This window comes from Sorangium sp. So ce363, from assembly GCF_051520435.1.
GTDB lineage: Bacteria > Myxococcota_A > Polyangia > Polyangiales > Polyangiaceae > Sorangium > Sorangium cellulosum_B.
In genome coordinates, this window is sequence record NZ_CP150333.1 from 12599103 (window position 1) to 12625564 (window position 26462).

Annotated in this window: 22 protein-coding genes; 15 read left to right on the plus strand and 7 right to left on the minus strand. The window is 73.2% G+C overall.

Translation table 11 applies throughout. The features are described from left to right. Positions 1-3: 3 nt before the first annotated feature. Both WMF12_RS47495 and WMF12_RS47500 read right to left on the minus strand, forming a co-directional pair. The gene (locus WMF12_RS47495) at positions 4-1146 is read right to left on the minus strand and encodes a mannose-1-phosphate guanylyltransferase (RefSeq protein WP_437856866.1); all 1143 of its coding nucleotides are present in this window, start codon (positions 1144-1146) and stop codon (positions 4-6) included. 79 nt (positions 1147-1225) lie between these two features. Then, positions 1226-2050: an undecaprenyl-diphosphate phosphatase gene (locus WMF12_RS47500; RefSeq protein ID WP_437856877.1), complete on the minus strand. Its 825-nt coding sequence runs from the start codon at positions 2048-2050 to the stop codon at positions 1226-1228. A 167-nt stretch (positions 2051-2217) separates the two neighbouring features. Between WMF12_RS47500 and WMF12_RS47505 the strand changes: the two genes are divergently transcribed. From WMF12_RS47505 to WMF12_RS47520, 4 genes are read left to right on the plus strand one after another with little or no spacing between them, the layout of a single operon-like run. After that, a complete protein-coding gene (locus WMF12_RS47505; protein ID WP_437856889.1) occupies positions 2218-2739 on the plus strand; it encodes an NADH-quinone oxidoreductase subunit A in 522 nt (173 codons plus the stop codon). Beyond that, complete coding sequence (nuoB, locus tag WMF12_RS47510; protein WP_012241670.1) at positions 2736-3284, plus strand: NADH-quinone oxidoreductase subunit NuoB; 549 nt, start codon at positions 2736-2738, stop codon at positions 3282-3284. The genes WMF12_RS47505 and nuoB overlap by 4 nt, the downstream gene beginning before the upstream one ends. Positions 3285-3316: 32 nt before the next feature. Beyond that, entirely contained in the window at positions 3317-3865 is a 549-nt protein-coding gene (locus tag WMF12_RS47515) for an NADH-quinone oxidoreductase subunit C (protein ID WP_437856899.1), read from the plus strand. Next, positions 3862-5028, plus strand: a complete 1167-nt coding sequence (locus WMF12_RS47520; RefSeq protein WP_437856905.1) for an NADH-quinone oxidoreductase subunit D — start codon at positions 3862-3864, stop codon at positions 5026-5028. The genes WMF12_RS47515 and WMF12_RS47520 overlap by 4 nt, the downstream gene beginning before the upstream one ends. Positions 5029-5069: 41 nt before the next feature. Here WMF12_RS47520 and WMF12_RS47525 read toward each other — a convergent pair whose 3' ends face one another. After that, on the minus strand, positions 5070-7130 hold the full coding sequence (locus WMF12_RS47525) for a hypothetical protein (protein ID WP_437856910.1): 2061 nt from the start codon (positions 7128-7130) through the stop codon (positions 5070-5072). A 421-nt stretch (positions 7131-7551) separates the two neighbouring features. On the opposite strand from WMF12_RS47525, the gene WMF12_RS47530 reads away from it, so the two are divergent. From WMF12_RS47530 to WMF12_RS47580, 11 genes are all read left to right on the plus strand, one after another. Then, positions 7552-7908 (plus strand): hypothetical protein, encoded by a 357-nt coding sequence (locus tag WMF12_RS47530; RefSeq protein WP_437856915.1) that lies wholly within the window; start codon positions 7552-7554, stop codon positions 7906-7908. A gap of 88 nt (positions 7909-7996) precedes the next feature. Continuing rightward, positions 7997-9313 (plus strand): YcaO-like family protein, encoded by a 1317-nt coding sequence (locus WMF12_RS47535; RefSeq protein WP_437856922.1) that lies wholly within the window; start codon positions 7997-7999, stop codon positions 9311-9313. Beyond that, complete coding sequence (locus tag WMF12_RS47540) at positions 9291-10031, plus strand: hypothetical protein (RefSeq protein ID WP_437856927.1); 741 nt, start codon at positions 9291-9293, stop codon at positions 10029-10031. The genes WMF12_RS47535 and WMF12_RS47540 overlap by 23 nt, the downstream gene beginning before the upstream one ends. Next, entirely contained in the window at positions 10028-11833 is a 1806-nt protein-coding gene (locus WMF12_RS47545) for a SagB family peptide dehydrogenase (RefSeq protein ID WP_437856937.1), read from the plus strand. The genes WMF12_RS47540 and WMF12_RS47545 overlap by 4 nt, the downstream gene beginning before the upstream one ends. Next, positions 11820-12599, plus strand: a complete 780-nt coding sequence (locus tag WMF12_RS47550; RefSeq protein WP_437856947.1) for a nitroreductase family protein — start codon at positions 11820-11822, stop codon at positions 12597-12599. The genes WMF12_RS47545 and WMF12_RS47550 overlap by 14 nt, the downstream gene beginning before the upstream one ends. Next, on the plus strand, positions 12596-15145 hold the full coding sequence (locus WMF12_RS47555) for a lantibiotic dehydratase (protein ID WP_437856957.1): 2550 nt from the start codon (positions 12596-12598) through the stop codon (positions 15143-15145). The genes WMF12_RS47550 and WMF12_RS47555 overlap by 4 nt, the downstream gene beginning before the upstream one ends. Then, a complete protein-coding gene (locus tag WMF12_RS47560; protein ID WP_437856967.1) occupies positions 15142-17757 on the plus strand; it encodes a thiopeptide-type bacteriocin biosynthesis protein in 2616 nt (871 codons plus the stop codon). Before WMF12_RS47555 ends, WMF12_RS47560 begins: the two co-directional genes overlap by 4 nt. 49 nt (positions 17758-17806) lie before the next feature. Next, positions 17807-19090, plus strand: a complete 1284-nt coding sequence (locus WMF12_RS47565) for a YcaO-like family protein (protein WP_437856969.1) — start codon at positions 17807-17809, stop codon at positions 19088-19090. Continuing rightward, a complete protein-coding gene (locus tag WMF12_RS47570) occupies positions 19087-20493 on the plus strand; it encodes a TfuA-like protein (RefSeq protein ID WP_437856977.1) in 1407 nt (468 codons plus the stop codon). The genes WMF12_RS47565 and WMF12_RS47570 overlap by 4 nt, the downstream gene beginning before the upstream one ends. Next, positions 20490-21452 (plus strand): ABC transporter ATP-binding protein, encoded by a 963-nt coding sequence (locus WMF12_RS47575; RefSeq protein ID WP_437856987.1) that lies wholly within the window; start codon positions 20490-20492, stop codon positions 21450-21452. The genes WMF12_RS47570 and WMF12_RS47575 overlap by 4 nt, the downstream gene beginning before the upstream one ends. After that, positions 21449-22798, plus strand: a complete 1350-nt coding sequence (locus WMF12_RS47580) for an ABC transporter permease (protein WP_437857000.1) — start codon at positions 21449-21451, stop codon at positions 22796-22798. The genes WMF12_RS47575 and WMF12_RS47580 overlap by 4 nt, the downstream gene beginning before the upstream one ends. A gap of 48 nt (positions 22799-22846) precedes the next feature. Here the strand turns inward: WMF12_RS47580 and WMF12_RS47585 are convergent, their stop codons facing one another. The 4 genes from WMF12_RS47585 to WMF12_RS47600 all read right to left on the minus strand — a co-directional run bounded on the left by WMF12_RS47585 (position 22847) and on the right by WMF12_RS47600 (position 25991). Next, positions 22847-23341 (minus strand): SRPBCC family protein, encoded by a 495-nt coding sequence (locus WMF12_RS47585; RefSeq protein WP_437857006.1) that lies wholly within the window; start codon positions 23339-23341, stop codon positions 22847-22849. After that, the gene (locus tag WMF12_RS47590; protein WP_437743323.1) at positions 23325-23657 is read right to left on the minus strand and encodes an ArsR/SmtB family transcription factor; all 333 of its coding nucleotides are present in this window, start codon (positions 23655-23657) and stop codon (positions 23325-23327) included. The genes WMF12_RS47585 and WMF12_RS47590 overlap by 17 nt, the downstream gene beginning before the upstream one ends. A 236-nt stretch (positions 23658-23893) precedes the next feature. After that, entirely contained in the window at positions 23894-24370 is a 477-nt protein-coding gene (locus tag WMF12_RS47595) for a hypothetical protein (RefSeq protein WP_437857021.1), read from the minus strand. A 685-nt stretch (positions 24371-25055) separates the two neighbouring features. Beyond that, the gene (locus WMF12_RS47600; protein WP_437857025.1) at positions 25056-25991 is read right to left on the minus strand and encodes a hypothetical protein; all 936 of its coding nucleotides are present in this window, start codon (positions 25989-25991) and stop codon (positions 25056-25058) included. Positions 25992-26462: the final 471 nt, after the last annotated feature.

Consider the following 26462-nt stretch of genomic DNA (forward strand, 5'->3'; position numbering starts at 1 on the left):
CGCTCACGTGTGCCGGCCCTGCCCTCGCGCCTTCAGCTCGTCGACCGCGTGCTTCACCTCCTGGGCCCGATCGCGCGGCACGATGAGCAGCGCGTCGTCGGTCTCGACCACCACGAGGCCCTCCACGCCGACGAGCGCGATCACCCGGCGATCGTCGGGCGCGGCGCGCGCGCGAAGATCGACCACGTGGTTGCCGTGCGCGTCGATCAGCACCGACCCCGCGGGCGCGCTGTTGCCTCGCTCGTCCTTGTCGGCGAGCTCCCAGGCGCTCTGCCAGCTGCCCACGTCGCTCCAGCCGAAGTCGCCGGGCACCACGGCGAGCCCGGCGACGTGCTCCATCACGCCGTGATCGATGCTGACGGCCGGTAGGCTCGGGAACACCCGCAGGACGGCCTCCGCCTCGGCGCCCGGGCCCAGCGCGGCGGCGCGGTCGATCTCGTCGAGGCCCGCGGCGAGCGCCGGCAGGTGGGCGCGGATCGCGGCCAGCATGTCGCCCGCGCGAAAGATGAACATCCCCGCGTTCCAGAGGAAGCGGCCGCTCGCCACGAACTCCGCGGCGCGCTCGCGGCTCGGCTTCTCGACGAAGCGTCGCACGCGGCGGGGCTCCGCGGGCGCCGCGCCCTCCGCCCCGGCGGCCTCGTCCACCTCGATGTAGCCGAAGCCCGTCTCCGGGTGCGTCGGGCGGACGCCGATCGTCGTGATCGCGCCGCCCTGGGCCGAGGCGACGGCGGCCCCCAGCGCCTCGAGGAACCGCGGCACGTCGGCGATGTGGTGGTCGCTCGGGAGCACGACGACGACCGCCTCGGGGTCGTCGCGCGCGATGGTGGCGGCCGCCCAGCCGATGCACGGGGCCGTGTTGCGCGGCGCTGGCTCGACCAGCAGGCGCCGCTCGGACACCTCGGGCAGCGCCGCGCGGGTGGGCGCGACCAGGTGCTGGCCGGTCGCGATCCAGACGCGCTCCCAGCCCGCGCGCCCGCCGCGGGCGCACAGCGGGAGCACGCGGCGCGCCGTCGCGGCGAGGAGCGGCTCGCCGCCGAGCAGCGGCAGGAGCTGCTTCGGGCGCGCGGCGCGCGACGCCGGCCAGAAGCGGGTGCCCGCGCCGCCGGCGAGGATCAGGACATGGATGGAGGGGTCGGTCGGGGTCATCGGCGCTTCTCCGCGGTTGGACGTGCGGTCTGGACGGCGAAGAGGGTCGCACGGTTGCGGTGCGGCCGCCGAGGGTCGCTCAGGCGAGCCCGGGCAGCGCGCGCGCGTAGGCCACCATCGCGAGGCCGAGGGGGACGACCCATAACGAGAGCGCGCCGACGCGCCGCCGCTCGGCGAGGGCGCGGAGCGCGGAGGCCGCCGCGGCCGCGCTCACGAAGGCGGCGAGGAGGCTGAGCGCCACGGCGCCCGCCCCTGGCGCCGGGCCGTGGAACGCGCGCGCCTCGGCGAGCGCAGAGACGAGCAGCGCGGGGAGGCTCAGCGCGAGCGCGAGCTCGACGGCGCGCGCGGGCCGGACGCCGAGCCAGAGCAGCACGACGAGCGCCGCCCCGACCCGCGACGCGCCAGGCAGCGCCGCGACCCCGTGCGCCGCGCCGGCCGCGAGCGCCCCGGCGATCGACGGCGCGTCGGTCTCGTCGCGGCCGTCCCGCCGCGGCGCGAGCGCGGTGCTGGCGAGCGCCGCGCCGGTGGCGAGCAGGCCGAGCCCCACCGCGAGCGGCGCGTCCCGCCACGGCGCGAGGTACGGACCGAGCGCCGCCGCGACGATCAGGCTCACGGCGGCGCCCAGCGCGAGCCCCGCCGCGTCGCGCGCCGGCGGCGACGCCCTGAAGAGCGACGGCGTCGCGAGCGCCCGGGCGCCCTCGCCGAGCGCGTGGAGGAGCCGCTGCCGCACGGCGAGCGCGAGCGCCGCCGCCGCCGCGAGCGCCTGCGCGGCAATGACCCAGGCGTCGCCGTCGGCCGCGCGGAGCCAGAGCCGGGCCGCCGCGCCATGCCCGGTCGCCGAGATGGGCAGCGCCTGCGCCGCCCCCTGCACGGCCGCGAGCACCGTCACGTCAACGAGACCCACGCTCGAGCGATATCCCAGCCCGGCGCGTCCTGTCGATCCCGAGCAGCAGCGCCGGCGAGGCCAGGGTCTGCTGGCTTGCCGCGGTTCAGCTTTTCACCTACATAACCCCCTGGATCCGACCCCTCTCGCCGGAAACGAGGGGGGCGAGCCGAGCGAGGTTCCGCCCGATGTTGATGGCCTACGCCAGCGTTGCCGCGTTCTTTCTGGTGGCGATCGGCTTCATGCTCGGCTCTCTGCTGTTCGGGAAGCTGCTGCGACCCAACAACATGTACGCCGAGAAGGTCGAGACGTACGAGTGCGGCGAAGCGCCTGTCGGGCCCGCGTGGTTCAACTTCAACCCGCGTTTTTACATCATCGCGCTCGTCTACATCATCTTCGACGTCGAGATAGCGTTCATCTACCCGGTCGCGGCCGTGTTCAAGCGCTGGGTGGACCAGGGCAACGGGCTCTTCGCGCTGATCGAGATCTTCCTCTTCGTGGCCATCCTGATGCTCGGCTTCGCCTATGTCTGGGTGAAGGGCGATTTCAACTGGATCCGCTCCATCAAGGGGGATCCGCGCGGGGCTCAGAACGTGAGCAGCCGGGGCCAGCCGCGCGCACCGCACGCGCCGCTCGCGGGCGCGGGCGAAGGCGCGCCGGCGGGCCTCCCGGGTCAGGCGGCGGTCGCCGAGGGAGGTGCGGAGTCATGACATCGAACCTGAACCTGATGGCCCCGCCCCGCGGGTGGGAAGCGAAGTACGAGAGCGACGGCGGCGGCGTCATCACGACGAGCGTCGATCAGACCGTCAACTGGCTGCTCAACTGGGGCCGCTCGAACAGCGTCTGGTACATGCTCTTCGGCCTGGCCTGCTGCGCCATCGAGCTCATGCAGACCGGCGGCCCCCGCGGCGATCTCGAGCGCTTCGGGGCCGCGCCGCGGCCGAGCCCCCGGTCGAGCGACCTGTTCATCATCGCGGGGACGCTGACCTACAAGATGGCGACCCGCGTGAAGCGCCTCTATGACCAGATGTCGGAGCCGCGCTTCGTCATCTCGATGGGCAGCTGCTCGAACTGCGGGGGCCTCTTCCAGTACGCCTACTCGGTCTGCAAGGGCGTGGATCAGATCATCCCGGTCGACGTCTACGTGCCCGGCTGCCCCCCGCGCCCCGAGGCGCTGCTCGAAGGGCTCCTCAAGATCCAGGAGAAGATCAAGAGCGAGCGGGCCCTCGGCCGCCGCGGCGCGACGGGCGGCTGAGCCCTCTCCTCTCGACACCTCCCGGATCTCCCATGTCACCCGAAGCTATCTTCCAGGCGCTCCAGGCGAAGCTCGGCGAAGACGCGGTCTTCGACTTCCACCCCGTGTCCCCGAAGGATCGCGACGCCTGGCTAAAGGTCGCGCCCGCGAAGATCGAGCCCGTGTGCCGGCTCCTGCGCGAGGCGCCGGAGCTCGATTTCGATTACCTGGAGTGCATCACCGGGGTCGACTATCCCGATCTCAAGAAGATCGTCGTCGTCTATCACATCTACTCGTACGCGAAGAAGCACCGGGTCGTCCTCAAGGTGTTCCTCGACCGGGAGAGCCCGGCGGTGTCGACGCTCGTCGACGTGTGGTCGGCGGCGAACTGGCAGGAGCGGGAGTGCTTCGACCTGCTCGGCGTGCGCTTCGAGGGGCACCCGGATCTCCGCCGCCTGCTCCTGCCCGACGACTGGGAGGGGCACCCGCTCCGCAAGGACTGGCAGGAGAAGGCCGAGTACCGCGGCATCCCGACGCAGCGGCCGAACCCCGTCGAGCTCTTCAAGATCAAGCTCCCGAAGAAGGACGCGGAGGCGTCATGAGCCAGGTCATCTTCAGCGTCGACCGCGGGGGCGCGGAGCCGGGCGCCGAGATGGAAGACGAGATGACCCTCAACATGGGGCCTCATCACCCGTCGACCCACGGCGTGCTCCGCTTCGTCATCTCGACGGACGGCGAGATCATCCGGAAGGCGGTGCCGGACGTCGGCTACCTGCACCGGAGCATCGAGAAGATCGGCGAGCGCTGCACGTACAGCGGCTTCATGCCGTACACGGATCGCGTCGACTACATCGCTGCGATGTTCGCCAACGAGGCCTGGGCGAGCGCCTGCGAGAAGCTGATGGGCATCGAGGTGCCGAAGCGGGCGCAGTACCTCCGCGTCATCTCCTGCGAGCTCAACCGGATCGGGAGCCACATGATCGCGCTCGGCGCGATGGCGATGGACGTCGGCGCGGTCACTCCCTTCCCGTGGGCGCTGCGAGAGCGGGAGTACATCAACGACTTCATCGAGGAGCTGTGCGGCGCGCGGCTCACCTTCAATTACCACCGCATCGGCGGCGTGTCGTTCGACATGCCGAAGGGGTGGGCCGACAAGGTGAGGCACTGGCTCGACCGCTTCGAGCCGATCATGGTCGAGTTCGACCGGCTCATCAGCCTGAACGACATCTTCATCAAGCGCCTCGCCAACGTCGCCGTGGTCACGGCCGAGGAGGCGAAGGACTGGGGGCTCGTCGGCCCCAACCTGCGCGGGTCCGGCGTGAAATGGGATCTCCGCAAGGAGGACGCCTATTCGGTCTACCCCGAGCTCGAGTTCGATGTCCCCGTGGGCCGCGGGCGCTACGGGACCGTGGGAGACTGCTGGGACCGGTTCTACGTCCGTGTCGAGGAGTGCCGCGAGTCGGCGAAGATCCTCCGCCAGGCGCTCGACAAGATCGACGAGCACCCGGAGGACGACATCCTGGGCAAGCTGCCGAAGAAGATGCGGCCCGACGGGGAGGCGTACGCTCGCATCGAGAGCGCCCGCGGCGACATGGGCTGTTACGTCATCGGGCGTGGCGCGGAGGAGGCGTATCGGGCGCGCTTCCGGACAGGGAGCTTCACCGCGATGGCGATGATCGAGGCCAAGAGCCCAGGGCTGTTCCTGGCCGACCTCGTGGCGCTCATCGCGAGCTTCGACGTCGTGGCGCCCGAGATCGACCGATAGGCGGGCGAGGGGCTTGAGATGGTACCCGGCGAATGGCTGTCTCAGTCCTCGCTTGCGGGTAGAGGCGGAGGCGGCGGCAGCGCGCGGGGGGGCTCGAGGCGCGTCGGCTCCGCCTTGCAGTCGATGGTGCGGCCATCGCAGCCACAGACGTTCCCGCCCAGATCCTCGTAGACCGCCGGGGAGCGCTCATCGACGTACCTCACGAGGTCGAGCGGCTCGCACGTGAAGGTCGTCGACGCGAGCCGCACCGTCGCGCCGACGTTGTAGATGCCGGCCGCGGTGCTCCGCTCGATCACGCTGTCCCGGACGAGGGCGTCCGCCTGACCCGTCTCGTTGTTGTAGGCGATGATGCCGTAGCCGTAGCCGTTCCCGCCGTCGAGCGTGCGCCCCAGGGTGTCCGTGATCGTTGTCGAGTCGACGGTCGCGTCCGAGTCGCTGAGGAAGAGGCCGCCGTCCCTGCTCGACTCGATAAGGACGTTGCGCAGGTGCGCGCTCGCGCGCTCGCCGAGGTCGGGCAGCGACTGGACATTGACGCCCCGGCCGACTTCCTCGTTCGACGGCAGCGGCCTCGTGTCGCGCACCACGGTCGAGTCCAGGGTCGCGTCAGCGCCGAAGACGGCGATCCCCATCCCGTAACTGCCTTCCACCGCGCTGCCGCGCACCTGGGCGCTCGCGCGCCGCTGATCGTGCGTGATCTCGATCCCGGCGCCGTAGTCGGGCGCGCCGGGGAGGATCTCCCGCACGAGGAGGCCGTCGATCTCGACGTCGGAGCCGTTGATGACGACCCCCCTCTCGCGGCTCCGCTCGACAAGGACGTGCCGCAGCGCCACGCGGGCGGGGCGGCCGTCGACGCGGCTCGGCTCGGTGTAGAGGCCCATGCCGTGGCCCGGATCGCCCTCCGTCGGCGCCAGGCCCGTGTCGCGCACGACCGTCGCCTCGATGGTCGCCTCTGCGCCGATCATCGCGATGGCGGCGGTGTGGTTCCGCTCCAGGACGCTGCCCCGGACCGTGAGGGTCCCCGGATCGAACCCCGGGATATGGGTCGCCGTGAGCCCGGTGCCCGGCAGCTCCGCCGCGAGCCAGGCGACGTCGCGGACGACGCTGTCCTCGACGACGCCGTCCGCCCCGGAGAACCTGAACCCGAGCCCCCCGACGCGCTCGATAACGACGGATCGCGCCGTCACGCTCGCGCGGCGCTCGAACGACTCGACCTGCATCGCTATCGCATGGCCGTCGAACGGGTGCCCCGGGTCCCCGGTGGCGAGATCGATATCGCGCAGGACGGTGCCCTCCAGCGTCACGGCGGCGTCCGCCACGACCATGCCCGCGCCCGTGGTGTGCTCCACGAGCGCCCCGCGCACGGTCAGGCTCGTTTCGGACTCCAGGCCTGCGGCGAGGACGCCGACATCGCTGGTGTCGTGGATCCAGACCCGCTCGACCAGGACATCGCGCGCGTTCGCCACACCGAGGCCCATGCCCTGCCCGCGGACAGCGAGGTCGTGGATCTCCGTGGCGCTCGCGCCCCTGTCGACCTGGACGGCGATCGCCGCTGGCGGCCCGACGATCTCGACGCGCGCGGGGCACCGGCCCCAGAGCCGCACGGGCTGCCCTGAGATCAGCAGCTCTTCGACGTAGCTGCCCTCCGCGATCGCGATCAGGGCGCCCTCGGCCGCGTGGTCGATCGCGTCCTGGATCGTCGTCCACGGTTTGGCCTCCGTGCCGTCGCTGTCCGCCCCGGCGTAGGCCGCGTCGACGAACTCGGTCGTCTCATCGATCGGCGCGCCGCCCCACGGGCCCGTCCCGCACGGAGCGACCTCACGCCACGCCGCCTCGCCGGGGACGGCCATCTGACCTGGCGAGCCCGCCTCCGCCGGCAGGACGGGCACGCAGCCCTGCGCTCCATCGGGCGTGAAGCCGCTCCCGCACCGCCCGGGCGGGACCCCCGCCGGCACGCAGCCCGCGCCGGTCTCCACCGCGCCCGGTGGGCACGGGAATGCGGGCCCGGCGTCCGTCCCTGCGCCGTCGCCCGGGTCAAGGCGCTGCACGCACGCCGCGAGCAGCGCGATCTGCAGGAGAGAGAGGGCGAGCCGGTCTTTTCGCATGGTGCTTCGGTGCCTCGCGGGAACGATACGCGCTCCTCGTCCTCGAAGCGCCCTCGGAGACCTGCGTGCGCATGTTGAGCGAAACCTCGCTCACTTGCGCGCGTAGTTGCGCATCGAGGGCCGCATCCTGGGGATGCCGCCCGCGCCCTGGCCGGCGCTCCGCCGGTCCCGGGCTGCGGGCGTGAGCTCGGGCCCCGCGGCATGCGCGTTGCTTGAAGGATCGCGAGCTTCGGGGCTGGCGCGGCGCCGGAAGGCACGCTCGCTGTCCGACGCGACGATCACGGGGTGTCACAGGCGACATGCCGCCTTGGACCTCAAGGACTCTTCGGAGCGCATCCGAGAGGGCGCGCGCGGTCGTTCGCGAATCCTCGCGAGCGACCGCGCGCGTCGATACGTAGTCAACGTCTGTAAGGAGATTGCCATGCTCACCATCCAGAATACCGAGTCGATGTTCGAGACGCAGACGACCGCCGGCGCGACCGACGTCGTCGACACGAAGGCCGGCGTGCAGCGTCTCGAGCTCACCCTCAAGAAGATCGGCGAGAAGAGCAACGAGACGCTTCAGGCCGCCCCGCTGAGCTCCGCCTGTACGAGCGGGTGCTTCTCGTCGATCAGCTCGATCAGCGTCTCGTCGAACTCGTCCTTCGACAGCCTCGACGAGGGGCAGCTCGAGAGCGTCATCCGCATGCACGACAAGGCGCTCGACGTCATGGGCCAGGACGCCCTCGTCTCGGCCGCGATCGCCAAGGGCGTCGAGCTCGGCGCCGACACGAAGTGAACCCGTAGGCGCACCCTGGGCGGCCCGGACGCGCGTCGCGCGTCCGGGCGCCTGGGGCGCCGCCCGCCCCGCTCGAGGAGCCGCCGCCATGTCGGAGATCTCGCTCATCGATCGCCTCGCGCCGCTCATCGACGAGCGCTGCGGGATCATCCGCCGTGTCCGGCGGTTCATTTTTCCCCCCGGCTTCGAGGGGCAGATGCACGGCTTCACCGCGTTCCTCGGCAGGCCCGCGGCGCTCCACCCGGGGCCGTCCAGCGTGGGCTCGAAGCTCGGGTCGCTCACCGGCTCCGGCACGGCCGTCGACGAGACCACGGCCCAGATCCGGGCCGTCTGCGAGGCCCTCGAGCGCTACTGCGGCGTCATGTACCCGACCGAGGGGGTGCTGCGCGCGACGCCGCGCTCGCTCGGCGATCGCGCGCTCGACCCCGCGCGGCTGCCGCGCTGCTCTGCGCGCGAGCGGGCCCGCGCGCCGTCGGCCTTCCGCCTGCGCGAGCCCGATCCGGATCGCGACGAGCTCTGGGTGCGCGGCTTCTCGCTCACCCACGAGCGCCCGATCTGGGTGCCGCTCACGGCGACGTACATGGGGTTGCCGCTGCCGATCCGCGAGCACGCGCTCTTCCCGCTCTCGACGGGGTTCGCGGCGGGCGCGAGCTTCCGGCAGGCGATCCTCTCCGGCCTGTGCGAGGTGATCGAGCGCGACAGCCTCGCGCTGTTCTGGCTGCACCAGCTCCGGATGCCGCGCATCGCGCCCGGGAGCGCGCGGAGCCCACTCGTCGCGGCGCTCCTCCGCAGCGCCGAGGCCGCGGGCACGGAGACGGCGCTGCTCGATCTCACGACCGACGTCGGCGTCCCCGTGATCGGCGCCGTGCAGACGTGCGCGCACAGCGCGCCGCACGCGATCGCGATGGCGGCCTGCCGCCCCGACGGCGAGGCCGCGGCGGCGCGCGTCCTCGAAGAGGTGGGGAGCCTGCGGGTGGCGCTGAGCGAGCCCGCTCCGCCGGTCACCCGGGCGTCGTTCTTCACCGACGCCGATCAGACACCCGAGTCGTTCGGGCGCCTCTACGCGGGACCCGACGGCCCGGCGCGGTTCGCGTTCGCCACGCGCGAGGCGCCGGTCGCGACCGCCTTCCCCCGCCCCATCGAGGGCGACGACCCGCTCGCGGCCATCGTCGCGCGGCTCGCCGCGCTCGGCATGGAGGTGGTCGCCGTCGACGTGACGATGCCCGAGGTCCGCGACTTCGGGATCGTCGTCGTGAAGGTGATCGTGCCCGAGCTCCTGCCCATCAGCTTCACCCACCACGCGCGGTACCTCGCGCACCCTCGCCTGTACGACGCGCCGGAGAGGCTCGGGTACGGCGCTCGCAAAGAGGAGTCGATCACCGATGATCCGATCCCGTTCGCCTGAGGAGAGCCCGGCCTCGGAGCGCGCCGCCGGCGCGCCCGCGGTGCACGTCCTCCGTGACGGAGAGCTCGGCGCCCGCTGCGCGGAGCTCCTGATCGGCGCGGGGGCGCGGGTCACGACGTCGGCGCTGGGCACGGGCGCGCCGGAGGCGCTGCCCGACGCGGTGATCGTCCTCGCGACCGATCGCCCCCGGCCCGCGGCGGCGCTCGCGCTCGACGCGGCGGCGTTCGCGGCGCGCGTCGCCTGGACGTCGGGCACGCTGCTCGCGCACGAGCTCCGCATCGGGCCGTCGATCGTCCCCGGCCGCACGCCGTGCTTCGCCTGCTTCTCGCGGCGCGTGCGCTCGGTCGCGCTGGATCTCGAGGCGCACGACGCCCTCGAGGCGCTCGGGGCCTCGGGCGACCTTGGCCCCTGGTTCCAGGGCGAGCTCGCGGCCGTCACCGAGCAGGCCGCGGCGCTGCTCGCCGCGGAGGCGCTCGCGCTCTCCAAGGAGCGCGGCGCGCCGGAGCCGCCCCGCGCCGGAGCCGCGCGCATGGGGCGCTTCTGGGAGTGCGACGTCACGTCGGGCGCGCTCCGCGCGCGGCGCTTCGCCCGGGTCGGGCTGTGCGGGCGGTGCGCCGCCGGCGAGCACGCGGCGGGGCGCGGGGCGTCGCTCGCGGGGTACTTCGCCGAGCACCCGCTCGCGATCGCCGGATCGTCCGGCGTGGGAGGTGACCGATGAGCCCGTCCGATGATGCCTACGAGGCCCGCGATCTCAGCCGCTTCGCCGAGCTTTACTGGGAGCTCCGCTGCCCGGAGCGCCCGCGCTTCGTCGAGGATCTCCTCCGCGTGACGCTCCCGGGCGGAGAGCTCCACGTCCTCGGCGGCGAGGCGCAGATCATCCAGGGAGCGTCGCTCCCGTGGGTGATGGAGAACCTCGTGCCGCTGCTCGACGGGACGCGCACCGTCGGCGACGTCGAGGCCGCGTTTCCGGGCGTCGTCGCCTCCGACCTGCGGGACGCGATCCACCTGATGCACATGCACGGCATGCTCGAGGAGGGCGAGGGCGCCGCGGCCGACGAGGCCGAGGAGCCGCGCCGGGCGCAGCGCGCGTTCTTCAGCAGGTACCTCCGCCGGACCGGGCGCAACCGCAGCCGGGGGGAAGCGCAGCGGGCGCTCGAAGGCGCGCGCGTGCGCGCGCTGGGGGACGGCGACGCGAAGCTCGCGGGGATGCTCGTGACGATGCTCCGCGAGGCGGGCGTCGCCGACGTCCGCCTCGCCGCGAGCGCCGGGGAGCTCGCGCAGGGCGAGGTCGATCTGGCGGTGGTGATCGGCGACCAGGAGGCGCTCGAGGCGGCGGCGCGCGCGTGCATTGCGGCGCGCGTCCCGATGCTCGCGGCGAACCCCGGCACGTGGACGATCGGGCCGCTCACGATCCCCGGGGCGTCCGCGTGCCCGGCGTGCGTCCGGCTCCAGATCGGCGCCGCCGCGGCGGATCCGGCGCTCGACGACGGCGCTCTTCGCGCGCTCTGGGGGCGCGCGCTCGTGAGCCGGGTCGCGCAGCACGTGATCTTCCACGCGAGCGGCCTGCTCGCGGTGGCCCCGCTGGAGCACGTCGAGGTGTGGCGGCCCGGCGCCGGCGAGACGGCGCTCCACCCCTTCATGACCAGGCTGCCCAGCTGCCCGCTCTGCGGCGGCGACGCGCCGCCGCGGACGGCGACGCTCCCGTCCGGCCACGCGGAGAGCCTCGCGCGGATGTTCCACAACACGACGGTCGTCCAGCCGTGGCACATCGGCCAGCACGCGGGGATGCAGGCGCACATCAGCCCGGAGGTGCGGAAGCTGCAGAGCACGCCGGCCGCGCCGTCGCCGCGGCGGCCTCCGGAGGGCGCCGGTACGCAGGTCGCCGCGCCGCTCGGCGGGGCGTTCGGCGCGCCGGTGGGGGCCGCGCTGTCGCGCCGGCGCGACGCGACGGGGACGCTCGACGCGGGCGCGCTCGGCGCGCTGCTCGAGCTGAGCTTCGGCGGGCGCGTCGAGCGCCGCGCCGAGGGCGAGGCGCACGTGCGTCGCACCACCGCGTCGGCCGGGAACCTCGGCTCGGCGGAGGCGTACGTCGCCGCCGCGCGGGTCCCCGGGATCGCGGCCGGCGTCCACCGGTTCGAGCTCGCCGCGCGAGCGCTCACGCCGCTCCGCGCCGGCGTGGCCGCGGGCGCCCTCGCGCGCGCCGTGCTCGCGGGCGGGAGCGCCGAGCACGCCGCGGCCGTGGAGTCCGCGGGCGCCGTGATCGTCGTCGTCGGCTCGGTCGCGCGGGCGTGCTCCAAGTACTACGCGCGCGGGTACACCTACGCGCTGCTCGACGCCGGGTTGATGGCCCACCGCGTGGAGCTCCTCGCCCAGGAGCTCGGCCTCGCGGCGACGACGGTCTGGACGTTCGATGACGAGGTCGTCGCGCGCGTGGTCGGCGTCGATGGCATCGATCTCGCACCGCATCTCCTCATCGCGCTCACGGGCGCAGCCACGGAGGCCCGCGATGTCTCTCGCTGATCACAGGATCTCGTCCACGCTCGCCGCGGCGACCCAGCCCCTGCGGGGGGTCGCCGAGCTCGTCGTCGCGAGCCGCTACCCCGAGGCGCGGCCGTCGCTGGAGCCGGCGCTCCCCGCGCCGTCGCCGCTGCCCGGGAACGCGGAGCGCGCCCTCTCGCTGCCCGCGCCGCGCGCGCTCGAGCCGGTCCAGCGCTCGCTCGCGTCGGTCATCGCTGCGCGGCGGAGCGGAAGGCTTTCGGCGGGAGCCCTCGACGCGGCGACGCTCGGGACGCTGCTCGCGGCCGCCGCGGCGCGGCCGGCAGGGCTCGCGGACGCGACGCTCGATCCGCTGCTGTTTCCGGTCGTCTTCGACGTCGACGGTGTCCCGCCCGGCGCGCACCGGTACGACCGCGGCGAGCACCGCCTCGCGCCGATCGGCCCGGCGCCGCGCGCGCGGATGGCCGAGACCGCGATCCTGCAGCGCGAGCACGCCATGGGCGCGGCGGTGCTCTTCCTGGTGGTCCCGATCGGGCGGTGGCTCGTGGCGTTCGGCGATCGCGGCTACCGGGGCGCGGCGTTCGCGGCGGGGTGGCTCACCGACCGCCTTTACCTCGTCGCGGAGACGCTCGGGCTCACCTACACGGCGACCGGCGGCTTCGCCCCCGCGGTCGTCGACGAGGTCCTCGGGCTCGACGGCCGCGATCATACGGCGTTCTTCGCGTTCGCCGTCGGAGGACACCGCCAGCCGACCTCCCGAGATGCGCCTCGCGGAGGGCAGCCGCGATGAGCCGCGGGCTCCAGATCGCGCCGTGGGGCGCGCTGCGCGTCGCGGGGATGCCGGCCGACGCGCTCGCCGGGCTCCGCCTCCGCGAGAGCCCCGCGGTCGAGCGCGAGCTCGCCGTGGCCGAGCTCGAGCTCGCGGCCGCGCGGGCGGACGCGGCGGCGCGCATGTTCGACGTCGTGCGCGGCTGCGAGGACGAGGCGCTGCGCCGCGCGGCGCTCGAGGTGAAGCGGCGGCTGTTCAACGGGAAGGCCGTGGCGGCCGGCGCGCTCGAGGGCGCGAGGACCGCGCCGCCGGAAGGGGCGCGCGCCGCGCTCGCGCTCGTCGACGCGCGCGCGGCCCGGTGCGCCGCGCTGGAGGAGCGCTACGAGGCGACGTTCACCGCGGAGTGGATCGCCGCGTCGGAGCGCTTCCGGAAGACGCTCGGGAGCTCGCGCCTGCTCGGGGGGATCCTGCTCTCGAGCGCCGACCATTATACCACGGCGCAGAAGCTCGCGGAGATCCCGAGCGGCGCGCCGCTCACCTCGGCGCAGCAGATCCGCGAGGCCACGATCGCGCGTTACGTCTTCCGCGCGACGGCGCGGACGACGCCGTTCGCGGGGTTCGCTGGCGTCGCGCTGCTCGACCTCTCCGCGTTGCCCCCACGTGTCTGCGACGCGCCGCGCGCGCCGCGCGCGCCCGAGGAGGCGCGGTGGCGCAGCCTCCCGCAGCTCGCGCTCGCGCACGCTGTGGAGCTCGTCGCGCGCGCGATGTCTTCTCAGCCGTCGGCTCACGCCCACGCACGCGCGCGCCTGCCGCTCCGGATGAACCCGCTCCGGCGCTTCGCGGCGGGCGCCGCGCCGTCGGTCGTGTTCTCGCGCGCCGGGTCGGGCGAGCTGATGTCGCTCGGGTGGACCCCCGCCGTCGCCCGCCTCGTCGAGGGCGCCGAGGGGCGCACGCTCGAGGACGCCGCCCGGGCGCTCGCGTCGGACGACGCCGACGAGCGAGCGTGCCGCGACGTCCTCGAGCAGCTCGTCGAGGCGGGCATGCTCGAGCCGGCGAGCGTCCCGATGGGGCCGACCCCTGCGGCGCTGCGCGCCGCGGCGGACGCCCTGGGCGAGATCGGGTGCGCGGGCGCGCCGGACGAGCTCCGCTCGGTCGCGCGGCGCCTCGAGGACTACGCGACCGCCGGCGTCGAGGCGCGCGCGCGCCTCGCCGCCGAGCTCGGCCGCGGCCCTGGGCGCTCGTCCATGCTCGAGGATGTCATGGTGGATGGCGCCTTCGGCGCGGAGCTCCCTGCCGCACGCGGGGCGCTCGCGGAGGCGCTCGATCCGGTCGTGCGCCTCGTGCGCGCGAGCGCCTGCGGGGCCGCGCACCGCCGGCTCTGCGCGGCGTTCGTCGAGCGGTTCGGTCGTGACGGCGTGTGCGACGACGTCGGCGGCTTCGTGACCGAGATCCTCGAGGACCCGCGGCGCGTCGCGGTCATCCGCGGCGCGTCCGAGCCGATCCGCTGGATCGACGCGGAGCTCGGCCGCGTCGCCGCCGCGGCGACGGGCGACGTCGTGCGCCTCGATCCAGGCCTCTTCGAGGGGCTCGCCGCCCCGGACGCGCCGTCGTCGATGGCGCTCTTCCTCCAGATCGCGCCTCCCTGCCCGCGAGACGGCGGAGAGCCGCGCGTCGTGCTCAACGGCGCGCAGGCCGGGCGCGCGAAGTACCTGTCGCGCTACCTCGCGGACGCCGAGGGGCGCGCCCCCGAGGCCCTCGAGGCGATCCGCCGCCGCCTGGCGCAGGAGGACGGTCCGCTCCCCGTCGAGCTTTCGCCCACGCTCGGCCTCAACTTCCAGGTGCACCCGCGCCTCACGGAGTGGGCGCTCGAGCTCCCGTGGGAGCCGAGCGCGCCCGGCGACAAGGTCCTGCCGCTCCGCGATCTCTCCCTCCGCTTCGACGCGGCGGCGGTCGAGCTCCGGCTCCGATCGCGGCGCCTCGGCCGCGAGATCGAGCCGATCCACCTCGGCTTCCTGCGGGACGCCGCGCTCCCCGATCCGCACTTCCTGCTCCGCGCGCTCTCGCCGCGGCTCCGCGACGACACGGTGGCGGAGCGGGCGGATCTCTACAACGTGCTCGATCGCCTCGATCTGGCCCGTGGCGTCGCGCTGGCCCCGCGGCGCCCGCGCCTCACGGTCGGTCGCGTCGTGGTGGAGCGCGCGCGGTGGGCGATCCCGGTGAGCGCGATCCCGCGCAAGGAGCCGAAGCAGCCGTACGCGTCGTATTTCCGCGCGATCGCGCGCCTGCGGCGCGAGCTCGATCTCCCGAGCCGGGGGTTCGCCCGGTACGTCGGGCGGGAGGTGGCCGGCTACGGCTTCACCGAGACGAACATGTACGTCGACTGGGAGAGCCCGTTCACCCTGATCGGGCTGGCTCGCCTGCTCGGCGGTCCCGGCGACGTGAGGAGCGGGTACCTCGTCTTCACCGAGCTCCTGCCGGAGCCCGAGGCGTCGTGGCTGCGCCTCGACGGGAGGCCGCACGCGGCCGAGCTGCTTGTCGAGATCGACGGCGAGAGGAGCGCGCGATGAGCTGGATCTACCGGAGGCTGTTCCACGATCGGGGCCTCGAGGGCGAGGGGACGGACGCGCTCCTCCTCGGGCTGATCGATCCGCTCGTGTCCGAGCTCGAGCAGCGCGGCGCGATCGATCGCTTCTTCTTTCTCCGGTACGCCGAGGGAGGCGACCACCTGCGGCTGCGCGTGCGCGTGGCGCCCGGGCACGACCCCGTCGACGTGGCGGCGCGCGTGGACGCCGCGGCGGCGTGCTGCACCGCCGTGTCGCGCACGGAGGCCGCCGCGTACGAGCCGGAGCTCGAGAAGCACGGAGGGCCCGCGGGGATGGAGATCGCGGAGCGGCAGTTCTTCGCGTCGAGCAGGTTCGCGCTCGGCTGCATCCGGAAGACGGCGGGGCGACCGCGGGCGCGCGCCCTCGTCGCGGCGTGCGCGCTCGACGCGCTGCTCGCGCGCGCGGGCGTCGCGGGCGACGCGCGGCGGTCGTTCCTCGCGGGGTACGCGCGGCACTGGCGCACGTTCGCCCGCGCGATCTCGGGCATGGAGCTCGTCTGCGCAGCGCCGGACGACGAGTCGGTCGCGCTGGTGCGCGCGCTCGTGCGGGGAGAGGGGCTCGCCGCGCTCGGCGAGCTCGTCGACGGCGAGCGCGCGCTCCTCGCCGCGTTCGACGCCGATCTACCCGAGCTCGCCGAGGCGTCGCGGCGCGGAGCCCTCGGCGTGCCGCTGGCGACGGTCGTGCTCAACATCGCTCACACGTTCCATAACCGCCTCGGGCTCACGCTCGCCTTCGAGGTGTGGGTGGCCGACGCGCTCGCCGAGGCAGGCGCCCCGCACGAGCCGCCGCGGGCTCGCCCGCCGAGCGTCTCGCCGGGCGAGGCGTGGCAGCGCCTCGCCCGCGCGGCCGAGCAGCGCCGGCCCGTCACCGCGCTCCTCGACCCCTGCGAAGGCGCCGCGCTCGACGCGCTCCGCGACGCAGCCCGCCGCGACGGCCTCCGGTTCATCGCGCCCGCCGCGCCCGCCGGCGGGATGTCCGCGCCCTTCGCGCTGCTGCGCGCCCTCGCGGGCGCCCACCCGGCGGGCGGCGCGCTCCTCGCTGCCCTCGGCCGCATCGAGGCCGCGCACGACGAGCCGGAGTGCCCGCTGCCGCCCGACCCGGCTTCCGTGGCCGAGGCGCTCCGGGTCTTCCTCGCGGAGCACACGCTCGAGCCCACGGTGCTCGTCCTTCGCGACGTCGACGGCGCCGACGCCGACACGCAGCACGCCGTCGCGTTCCTCGCGCGCGCCCTGGAGACGGAGCCGCTCGCCCTCGTCTTCACCGCGAGCGGGCGCCCGAGCCCCGGGTGGGCCGCGATCGTCGCCGAGATCGAGGAGGGGCCGGGGCTCCTCCGCGTCGCGCCCGCGACCGCGCCCGCGCCCGAAGGCGAAGCAGCTGCCCCCGCGGCGACGCCGGGGCCCGCGACGGTCGCGCGGGGCGAAGCGTTCTGCCGCGCCGGCGCGCTGCACGAGGCCGCCGCGATCCTCGGCGACGCCCTGGCGTCGCCCGGCCTCTCGCCCGCGGCGCGGGCCGACGCGCTCGTGGCGCTCGCGAGGACGATGCTCCGCATGTCGCGCCCCGCCCTCGCGCGGCAGGCGGCGGAGGCGGCGCTCCGCCTCGGCCTCCCGGAGCGCCGCCGCGCGCTCGCGCGGCGCGTCCTCCTCGCCGCGCTCCACAACCTGGGCGAGACCGCCGCGCTCGACGCGCTCCGGGACGAGGTCGCTCAGCGGCGCTTTGCGCCCGGCGCGTCCGCCGCGGAGCGCTGCTGGGCGGAGCTCGACGCCGCGCTCGCGTGCGCGACCGACGAGCGCCGCGCCGAGCACGAGGCGCGGCTCGACGCCCTGCTCGCCGCGCCGCGCGGCGACGCACCGCTGCAGTGCCTCGCCGCCGCGCACGCGTGGCGCGGCGCCGCGCACGCGGCCAGCAGCGAGCACGAGCGCGGCCTCGCGCACCAGCGCCGGGCGCTCGCCTTCGCCGAGGAGCTCGCCGATTTTCGCCGCGCCCTCATGGTGCGCGTGCGCCTCGCGAGCAGCGTCGCGGCCGCGGGCGAGCTCGCCGAAGCGGCGGCGCTCTTCGAGATCGCGGCCTGCCACGCGGCGTGGATCGGCCTCTTCGACCTCGCGTCGCTCGCCGCGCAGAACGCGATCTCGCTCGGCCTCGCGCGCCGCGACGCGGCCCCGGTCCGCGCGTGGCTCGACGGCGCGCGGCCCGCGCGCGCCCGCGTGTGGCGCTCGCCCTACGGCGAGCTCGCCGTGCTCTACGCGCGCGCCGAGTCGGCCCTCGCGCGGGGGGAGGCCGGGGCGGCGGGGGCGCACCTCGATCGGCTGCGCGCGCGCCTCGCCGCGCTCGGGGGGGCCGCCCCGCGGAGCGCGCCCCTGCTCGCGCTCGCCGCGGCGCACCTCGAGGCCGACGTCGCCGCCTCGGCGGGGGACGACGCCGGCAGGGCGGCCGCGCTCGCGCGCGCCGCGGAGCTCACCCCGGGCGTGCCGCCGGAGGAGCGGCGGCTCGTCACGGCCATCGCCCGCGCGCGGCGCGACGCCTGCCGCGGCGACGGCCGCCGCGACAGGCCGGTGGTCCTCGGTTTGCAAAGCACCTGAACGAACTCGAGCCGCGCCCGCCATGGGCGCAGAGCGAAGGAGAAGCATCGTGGAGACTCAGACCAAGCTTCCGCCCATGCCGGGGCTCTCGGGCCCCGAGAAGAAGCGCTTCATGAACGGCACCCACCGCACGGCCTCGCCCGAGGAGACCTTGGATCGGATCAAGGGCTTCATGCCGGCGATGGGGATCACGCGGATCGCCAACGTCACGGGGCTCGACGCGATCGGGATACCGGTCGTCGTCGTCTGCCGCCCCAACTCGCGCTCTCTCTCGGTCAGCCAGGGAAAGGGGCTGACGCTCGCGGCGGCGAAGGTCTCGGGGCTGATGGAGTCGATCGAGGCCTATCACGGCGAGAACATCGTCCGGCCGCTGCTCCTCGGCTCCTCTCGCGAGCTCCGGCGCTCCCACGCGATAGCCGACGTCTCCGCGCTGCCGCGGACCTCGAGCGTGCCGCTCGACGAGGACACCCCGCTCCTGTGGGCCGAGGGCTACGACCTCATGCGCGGCGCCCCCGTGTGGGTCCCCTACGAGCTCGTGCACGTCAACGCCACCGCGACGGGCCGCGTCAACGCGGGTATCTTCTGCTGCTCGACCAACGGGCTCTCGTCGGGGAACGGGCTCCTCGAGGCGGTGAGCTACGGTATCTGCGAGGTGGTCGAGCGCGACGCCACGGCCGTGTGGGGGGCCCTCACCGACGAGGAGCGGGACGCGAGGCGGCTCGATCTCGACAGCATCGATGATCCCGGCTGCCGCGAGGTGCTCGCGAAATTCTCGGCCGCCGGGGTCGCCGTCGGCGCGTGGGAGACCACCTCCGACGTCGGTATCCCCTCGTACGAGTGTCTGATCGCCGAGCGGACGGAGGACGCCGTCCGGGCGCTCCACGGCTCCGGCGGGCAAGGCTGCCATCCGTCCCGCGCCGTCGCCCTGCTGCGCGCCCTCACCGAGGCCGCGCAGACCCGGCTCACGGTCATCTCGGGCGCGCGCGACGACCTCCTCCGGAGCGAGTACGACCGCCACCGGAGCCCCGATCAGGTCCGGCACGTCCGCCGGCTGCTGACGGCGCGCGGAGAGCGCCCGTTCTCCGCGGGGCCGACGTTCGCGGGCGACACGTTCGAGGACGACGTCGCCTGGCAGCTCGAGCGGCTGCGCGCGGTCGGGATCGACAGCGTCGTCGCCTTCGATCTCACGAAGCCGGAGTTCGGCATCCCCGTCGTCAAGATCGTGATTCCCGGGCTCGAAGGGATCCACTCGTTCCCCAACTACATCCCTGGCCGCCGGTTCCGCCGAGCGCTCGAGCGCCGGAGCGCGGCGGGCCTGAAGGAGATCGTATGAGCATCATCGTCTTTGTCGGTCCGACCCTCTCGCTCGAGGCCGCGCGGGCGGAGCTCGACGCCCTCTATCTGCCGCCGGTCTCGCAGGGCGACGTCTACCGGGCATGCGCGAAGCGCCCGAGCGCCATCGCGATCATCGACGGCTACTTCGAGCGGGTCCCGGCGGTCTGGCACAAGGAGATCCTCTTCGCGATGGCGCAGGGCATCCACGTCTTCGGGAGCTCCAGCATGGGGGCGCTGCGCGCCGCCGAGCTCTCGGCCTTCGGCATGGAAGGCGTGGGCGCCATCTTCGAGGCGTACCGCGACGGCCTCATCGAGGATGACGACGAGGTGGCCGTCGTCCACGGCCCCGCGGACAGCGGCTTTCGCGCCGGCTCCGAGGCGATGGTCAATATCCGCAGGACGTTCGACGCCGCGGCGGCCGCGGGCGTGATCACCGCGGCCACGCGCGACGCGCTCACGGCGGTCGCAAAGTCTCTTTACTATCCCGACCGCGTCTATCCCGTGATCCTCGACGCCGCGTCCCGCCACGGCGTCCCGCAAAGCGAGCTCGCGTCGCTGCGCGACTTCCTCCCGAAGGGGCGCGTCCACCAGAAGCGCGACGACGCGATCGCGCTGCTCCGGCACCTCCGCGCGCGCGCCGAGGCGGGCTTCTCGCTGAAGACCGTCACGTACAGGTTCGAGGTCACCGAGTTCTGGTGCCGCGCCGAGCAGGCCGCCGGCGAGATGGTCGCCGCGGAGCGCCCGAGCGCCGGCGACCCGTCGCCGTATGAGACAGTCGCCCTCGACAGCATCCTGGACGAGCTCCGGCTCGACGCGGCGGCTTACGGCCGGGCGAAGCGCGGGGCCATGCTCCGGTACCTCGCGCTGCAGGAGGCCGAGCGGCGCGGCCTCACCGTGGACAACGCCGCGCTGGAGCGGACGTCCGACGCCTTCCGCCGCGAGCGGCGGCTCTACGAGCCGGACGACGTGAAGGCGTGGATGGGTCGGTTCAGCGTCGGCTGGGGCGAGCTGACGCGGCTGCTCCGCGACGAGGCGCTCATCGGCTGGGTCGAGAAGGCGACCGACGAGGTGGCGCAAGGCCACGTCCGCGACCACCTCTCGGTCTCCGGCGAGTACGCGGAGCTGCTCTCTCGGGCCCGCGACAAGCAGCAGCGCCTCGCCGATCTCGGCCTGTCGAACCCCGCCTTCTCCGACGCCGGGATGACCGAAGGCGACCTGATCCGGTGGTATTTCGAGCGATGCCTGGGCGCGCCCGTGCCGCCCGATCCGGCGAGCGCGCTGCGCTCCGCCGGCTTCGCCGACGCGGACGAGTTCAAGCGCGTGGCGCTGCGCGAGGTGTGTTATCGCCGCGCCGCGCACGGCGACCGGGCCGCGGGCGCCTCGGCCCCGGAGCGCCGATGACGCCCGCGATCTCGCTCCGCGGGGCGACGAAGGTCTTCGCGTCGCGCCGGGCCGTCGACGCCGTGTCGTTCGAGGTGCGGCGCGGCGGCGCCACCGCCCTCCTCGGCCGGAACGGCGCTGGGAAGACGACGACGATGCGCCTCGTGACAGGCATCCTCCTCCCCGACGAGGGCGCGGTCGAGGTCCTCGGAGGCAGGAGCGACAGCGTCGCGATCCGCGACCGCGTCGGCTACCTCCCGGAGGAGCGAGGCCTGTACAAGCAGATGCCGGTCGCCGAGCACCTGGCCTTCCTCGGCGAGCTCAAGGGCGTCCGCCCGCGCCGCGCGCGCGAGAGCGCCGCGCGGCTCCTCCGGTCGCTCGAGCTCGGGCACGTCGCGCGCGCGCGGATCGAGACGCTGTCGAAGGGCAACCAGCAGAAGGTGCAGCTCTGCGGCGCGCTCGTCCACGACCCGGAGATCCTCGTCCTCGACGAGCCGATGTCGGGCCTCGATCCCGTCAACGCCGTGCTCGTGAAGCGGCTCTTCGGGGAGCTCCGCGCCGCCGGAAAGACCCTCTTGCTCTCGACCCACGTCATGCCGCTCGCCGAGAGCCTGGCCGACCACGTGGTCGTCGTCGATCGGGGGTGCGTCGTCCTGGAAGGGCCCGTCGGCGAGGTGAAGGCGTCCTTCGCCGGCAACACAGCGCGGATCGAGTTCGACGGCGACGGGACCTTCCTCCTCGGCGTCGACGGCGTGGTGAGCGCGCGGATCGAGCCGGGCGTGGCGGAGCTCGTGCTGCGCGACGCCGGCGACGCGCAGCGGGCGCTCTCGGCGGCGCTCTCGCGCCTCCAGGTGCGGCGGTTCGAGGTCTCGTCGCCGTCGCTCGGCGAGATCTTCTCTCGCGTCGTCGGCGAGGGCGCCCCGCCGCCGCTCGCCCACAGGCCGCGCGCGGGCCGGGGCGCGGCGCTGGAGGCGTCGTGAGCCGCATCCTCGTCGTGCTGAAGCGTGAGTACGTCGCCTCGGTGAAGACCGCGTCCTTCGTCCTCACGACGCTCCTCCTGCCGGTCCTCTTCGCGGCGGTGGGCCTGCTCCCTGCGCTCATCGTCACCGTCGGCGCCGGCGACCGCTCGGTCGTCGTGGTCGACGGGACAGGCCGGCTCCGCGGGGTCGTGGAGGCCGCCTCCGCGGGCCTCGCCGAGGAGGCGTCGGCGCGCTCCTCCGCGAGGTCGCTCGGCGCCGCGATGGGCAGCGCTGTGCTCCCGAGGGCCGCCCGGCTGCGGCTCACCTACGTGGCCCCCGGGGACGCCGCTGCCACGAGCGCGGCCGTCGCGGCGCTGCTCGACGGCGCGAGGGCGGGCGTCGAGACGGGAGGGCACGGCGTGGACGGCGTGGTGGTGCTCCCGCCCGCGATGCTCGAGGACCCCGGCGCGCGGGGCGCGCTGTACGCGAGGGGCGCCGACCTCGAAGCCGTCGAGCACGCCGCGGCGGTGGTGGCGCGCGGCGTCGCCGTGGCGCGGTGGACGGCGCGCGGCCGCGACGCCGCCGAGATCGAGGGCCTCCTGTCGCCCCCTGCGTTCGATCCGGCGCCTCTCTCCTCGAGCGGCCCTGGGGGCCCCGGCGGCGACCTCGACCTGCTCGTCGCCTTCGGCTTCGGCGGCCTGCTCTTCGTCGCGATCCTCTTGAATGGTCGCGAGATCTTGCGCCGCATCGTGCAGGAGAAGTCGGACAGGATCATGGAGATCCTCCTCTCCTCGGTGACGCCGTTCGAGCTCCTGTCCGGGAGGATCCTCGGCCTCGCCGCCGCCGGCCTCACGCAGATCCTCGTGTGGCTCGGGATGGCGGCTGTCGCGGGCGTCGCGATAGGCGCGCTGGGAGGGCCGCGCCTCATCGACGCCGAGACCCTGCTTCGTCCCATGGTCGCCGTGTACTTCGTCGTGTTCTTTCTGCTGGGATATCTCGTGAACGTGGCCGTCTATGCCGTCGGGGGCGCGGCCGCGAGCTCCGAGAAGGCCGCGCAGCAGCTGATGAGCCCGATCTCGATGGCGCTCTCCGCGCCGCCGTTCTTCCTCGTGGTCATCGCCGGTCACCCCGGCTCGACGCTCGCCGTCGTGCTCTCGATGATCCCGATCTACGCCCCGATGGTGATGTTCGTCCGGGTCCTCGTCTCCGACCCGCCGCTCTGGCAGATCCTCGTCGCCATCGGCGGCACCGGCGCGACCGTGCTGCTCTTCGTCTGGGTCGCTGCAAGGATCTTCCGGACAGGCGTCCTCTCCCATGGATCGACGCCGACCCTCCGCGAGCTCTGGCGCTGGGCCCGCGCCAGGTGACGCGGGCCGACGGCGCGAGCGGCTTTCCGGACGCGCAGTGCAGCGCTTTCAAGCCGCCGACAGCGTCTTGCCTGTCTCGAGCAGCGTCTTCAGATCGCTCAGGATATAGCTCCAGCCACCGCCGGCTTCCTTGATCACGCCCGAGGTGATGGCGGCTGTCTTGGGCGCGTCGCCGACCTCGTGGGTCACGGTCAGCGACGTGATGCCGTAGGGGCTCACCTCGATCTCCCACGTAAGTCGCCTGAAGCCTTCCTCCTTCATCTCGGGATCCCAGAGGATGCGCCACGTCTGAACGAGCTTTCGCGGGGGATCGGCCTCGATGACCTCTCCATCGATGATCACGTTGGAGCCGCCGTGCTGGGCCATCTCCGCGTTCGCGAACGCCTGGTATTTGCCGCCGGGGCGCAGATCGTACTCCGCGCGGGCGCAGTAACCGTACCTCTCGATCCACTCGGGCTTCGTGATCGCATCCCAGACGGCCTCGGGCGTCGCCTTGATGTGGACTCGGTAGATGTGGACCGGCTTCTCACTCTTCGTCGTCATTGTTCTTCTCCAGTTGTCTCTTCAGATCAACGAGCGCCGAAATGCGCCCCTCGGTGTACTTGTCGATCCAACGATCGTGGATCTGGCGAATGGGGACCGGGTTCAGGTAGTGAAGCTTCTTCCGGCCCGATCGAACCGTGACGACGAGCCCCGCGGCTTCGAGCACCCGAAGGTGCTTCATCACGCCGAACCGCGACATCTCGAGCTCGGACTCGAGCTCCGTGAGCGTGAGGCCGTCACGCGCGAAGAGCCGGTCGAGGAGGGAGCGCCGGGTGGGATCGGCCAGCGCCTTGAAGACGCGATCGTCGTCCGTCACCTCCTTGATATGTTACCAAATGGTCACCTGTCAAGGTCCGGGATGCCCGGCCGGCGCGGGTCCGGGCGCGGGCCGCTGCAGGTGTTCGGATGTAGGATGCGAGGAGCCGCGACAGCTTGATGCTCGCGCTCGACGACCGAAGGCATGGGCGCGAGGGGATGCGGTGACCCGGCTGACATCGGCTTCGGCTGTGCAGCCAGATCGAGAGCGGCCGGTAAGCAGGGCGAGGGGCGGCCTCAGAAGCCTTCGCCGTTTTCGAGGATCGACGGGCAGATCGCGCGGACGCCCGCGCACTCCGCAGGAGGCTGCAAGAGGTCGAGGCTGGACCCGCACGAGAGCGCCTTGAGGGTGCCGGCCATGGCGATCAGGCAGGTCTTGGCCTCCGCGACCGTGACGGCGCACCCCTCGAAGTCGTACGTGAAGCACCTGGTCGACGTCAGAGGTTCATTTGCAGAGATGAGGCATGCCCGCCAGATGGCCACGCAGTCCTCTATCTCAGAGGAGTTGAGCAGTCCGACGAGATCGCACTGGTCTGCTTTCGCGAGCTTCATCGGCTCTTTGACATCATCGCACAATTGGGTGGCCTCTTCGGTCGTCAGCTCGCCGAGCTGCAGGTTCTCGTCGAGGGCGATCGCGGTCTCGCCCCCATCGTCAACGCACGCCGCGAGCGCGAGCCCAGCCGCCAGGACCTTGAGAAGCGTCATCCGTCTCATTCGAGCTCTCCTTGACAAGGAAGGTGCGTTCCTGGCCGTTCAGGACCCGCAGGCGCCCCGTCGCCTCGACGATACACGCGCCCCGCGCTCGTCGATGCGCCGGAGCGCCCACGCGTCCGCGCCTCAGGTCGAGGGTGCCTGGGCGGCGCAGAGGAATGGCGCGCCGGCGAGGCCGTCCACCCGAGGATCGACGAACGCGCGCACGCGGCGGGGACCTGCCTGGCGCCGACGTCGCCGGCTTGGACCAGCTCGAGGTCTCCGGGGTCGTATCGCTCGAGCGGCGGAACGAGCGCGCCGACCTCGATGTCTGCCGCGACGTGAACGGGGCGGGGTTCCCGGGTCGCTTCGTGGCTCAGGCACGGCGCCTCCCGCGGCGCGTTGCCGAGCCGCGCGGACCGCGCGCTGGCGCACACGATACTCGGAGCGCGCTCGTCCGCATGAAGCAGTGGATGGTTGAATCGGAGATTGGACGCTCGGCGACGCGGAGCCGCTCGCCTCGAAGCCGCTTTGGGCCAGAGCTGAGACGCGTGCGGCTAGGTGCTGAGCGACTCGCTCGGCCACGTGGATCCGTCCGGGCTCCAGGAGGCGCCGCCTGGCGACGAGGACCGAACGCGGCTGTCGGTCGCGGGGGTGCAGCCGCGCGCTCCGAGGATGTTCCCCCGCGGCGAGCAACGCGGCGCTGTGATTACTTGCCTGTCAGAATGACGTTCCTTTGCTGCATGTCTTCGTCGTATTCACCTAAATCGAAGGCGGACGCATAGACAGTGACGTCGGCCTGACCTCCTTTGAAGAACCCGAGGAAGGGGTCGACGGTGGCGCTCCACGGGGTCTCGCCATCGCAGGGGACACCTGTCCCGAAGGAGCCCAGTATCTCGCTGTGCCCACCCACACGCTGCCGGAGCTCCGCGTAGTAGCTCACGAAGACGGGGCGCGAGCACGTCACCGTCCCCGACACGACCGCCACCCCCGTCGCCGGATCGAAGCTGGCCTTCGGATCGATCGTGACCGAGATGTCGAGCGGAGGTGGGGCGAAGTCCATCGTGAAGACGAGATTGCCGCCCGGACCGCTCCCGTACGCCCCCACCATGACGTAGTAGGTGGTGCCGGCAGTGGCGTTGAAGACCACGCGTGACAGCAAGCCAACCGCATCGTCATTGCACGCGAGCTGGGTCAGGTTCCCCGGGCTGCCTGTGTACACCGAGACAGTCGTGTCGTATTCACTCCCGAACGTATTGGCTTCTACGAAGACATCGACGTCCGTACTCGGCGTGAAGGAGTACCATACCGTCGGCCCGTTTCCGGCGCAGTTGGGGTCGTCGAGCGCCGTGGTCGCATCGACGGTGCTGATGGTGTCGGTGAAAGGGAGCTGTGGAACCACGGTGGCAGATGTGATGGCATCGTTCGCGGGCTGCGCGTGGGCTGCTCGGGTCGGAAAGAGCAGGAGTGTCGCGAACGCCAGCGCCGCATACACGACGCCGAGCCAGGGCCGGCCAGCCGCGCATGCCCCGCTTCCTGCGCGTCGGCTCCGGCGCCGCTGCGCTGAGACGCCAGCCAGACAGGTGACAATGAAATATGTTGGAGACGCCGTGTCTCTCGGCGCCGTCCCGCTTTTGATTTCCATGATACCCCCCTTGTGTCTGCGCTTTGTGAGATAGCCCTTTATTCATGCTTGTCAAGCATTCGGATAGGAGCCTGCATTGCCCGGGACACGCGGGCACGCAATGGCTTCATCGGCGGCGCGGGGCTGTCCCCGGCCGACCTTGTCGCGCCGAGCGCGAGCTTCGACGTCGTGGCGCCCGAGATCGACCGGTGAGCGTGGCGAGCGGCGACCTCAGAAGCCCACGGCATCCTGGAGGAGCCACGGGCACGTCTCGCTGACGGCCGCGCACTCCTCAGGAGACTGCAAGAGGTCGAGGTCGGACCCGCACGAGAGCGCCTTACGTCATGGCCTGGGCGCGGAGGGGGCGTAACGGGCGCGGCTCCGGACAGGGAGCTTCGCCGCTAGCTAGTTCCCGTCCCGAAAAGCGAAAACAGCTTGCTTTGTAGGTTCCACGTGGCGCTGGGGGCGCACCCGCAGCTCGATCGGCGGCGA

What these genes read in the sequence shown, in the direction of transcription:
- nuoB (WP_012241670.1), top strand. Translation starts at nt 2,736, where the DNA reads ATGACATCGAACCTGAACCTGATGGCCCCGCCCCGCGGGTGGGAAGCG.
- WMF12_RS47505 (WP_437856889.1), top strand. Translation starts at nt 2,218, where the DNA reads ATGTTGATGGCCTACGCCAGCGTTGCCGCGTTCTTTCTGGTGGCGATC.
- WMF12_RS47540 (WP_437856927.1), top strand. Translation starts at nt 9,291, where the DNA reads ATGATCCGATCCCGTTCGCCTGAGGAGAGCCCGGCCTCGGAGCGCGCC.
- WMF12_RS47525 (WP_437856910.1), bottom strand. Translation starts at nt 7,130, where the DNA reads ATGCGAAAAGACCGGCTCGCCCTCTCTCTCCTGCAGATCGCGCTGCTC.
- WMF12_RS47515 (WP_437856899.1), top strand. Translation starts at nt 3,317, where the DNA reads ATGTCACCCGAAGCTATCTTCCAGGCGCTCCAGGCGAAGCTCGGCGAA.
- WMF12_RS47600 (WP_437857025.1), bottom strand. Translation starts at nt 25,991, where the DNA reads ATGGAAATCAAAAGCGGGACGGCGCCGAGAGACACGGCGTCTCCAACA.
- WMF12_RS47560 (WP_437856967.1), top strand. Translation starts at nt 15,142, where the DNA reads ATGAGCTGGATCTACCGGAGGCTGTTCCACGATCGGGGCCTCGAGGGC.
- WMF12_RS47530 (WP_437856915.1), top strand. Translation starts at nt 7,552, where the DNA reads ATGCTCACCATCCAGAATACCGAGTCGATGTTCGAGACGCAGACGACC.
- WMF12_RS47550 (WP_437856947.1), top strand. Translation starts at nt 11,820, where the DNA reads ATGTCTCTCGCTGATCACAGGATCTCGTCCACGCTCGCCGCGGCGACC.
- WMF12_RS47535 (WP_437856922.1), top strand. Translation starts at nt 7,997, where the DNA reads ATGTCGGAGATCTCGCTCATCGATCGCCTCGCGCCGCTCATCGACGAG.
- WMF12_RS47570 (WP_437856977.1), top strand. Translation starts at nt 19,087, where the DNA reads ATGAGCATCATCGTCTTTGTCGGTCCGACCCTCTCGCTCGAGGCCGCG.
- WMF12_RS47520 (WP_437856905.1), top strand. Translation starts at nt 3,862, where the DNA reads ATGAGCCAGGTCATCTTCAGCGTCGACCGCGGGGGCGCGGAGCCGGGC.
- WMF12_RS47575 (WP_437856987.1), top strand. Translation starts at nt 20,490, where the DNA reads ATGACGCCCGCGATCTCGCTCCGCGGGGCGACGAAGGTCTTCGCGTCG.
- WMF12_RS47545 (WP_437856937.1), top strand. Translation starts at nt 10,028, where the DNA reads ATGAGCCCGTCCGATGATGCCTACGAGGCCCGCGATCTCAGCCGCTTC.
- WMF12_RS47595 (WP_437857021.1), bottom strand. Translation starts at nt 24,370, where the DNA reads ATGAGACGGATGACGCTTCTCAAGGTCCTGGCGGCTGGGCTCGCGCTC.
- WMF12_RS47555 (WP_437856957.1), top strand. Translation starts at nt 12,596, where the DNA reads ATGAGCCGCGGGCTCCAGATCGCGCCGTGGGGCGCGCTGCGCGTCGCG.
- WMF12_RS47495 (WP_437856866.1), bottom strand. Translation starts at nt 1,146, where the DNA reads ATGACCCCGACCGACCCCTCCATCCATGTCCTGATCCTCGCCGGCGGC.
- WMF12_RS47585 (WP_437857006.1), bottom strand. Translation starts at nt 23,341, where the DNA reads ATGACGACGAAGAGTGAGAAGCCGGTCCACATCTACCGAGTCCACATC.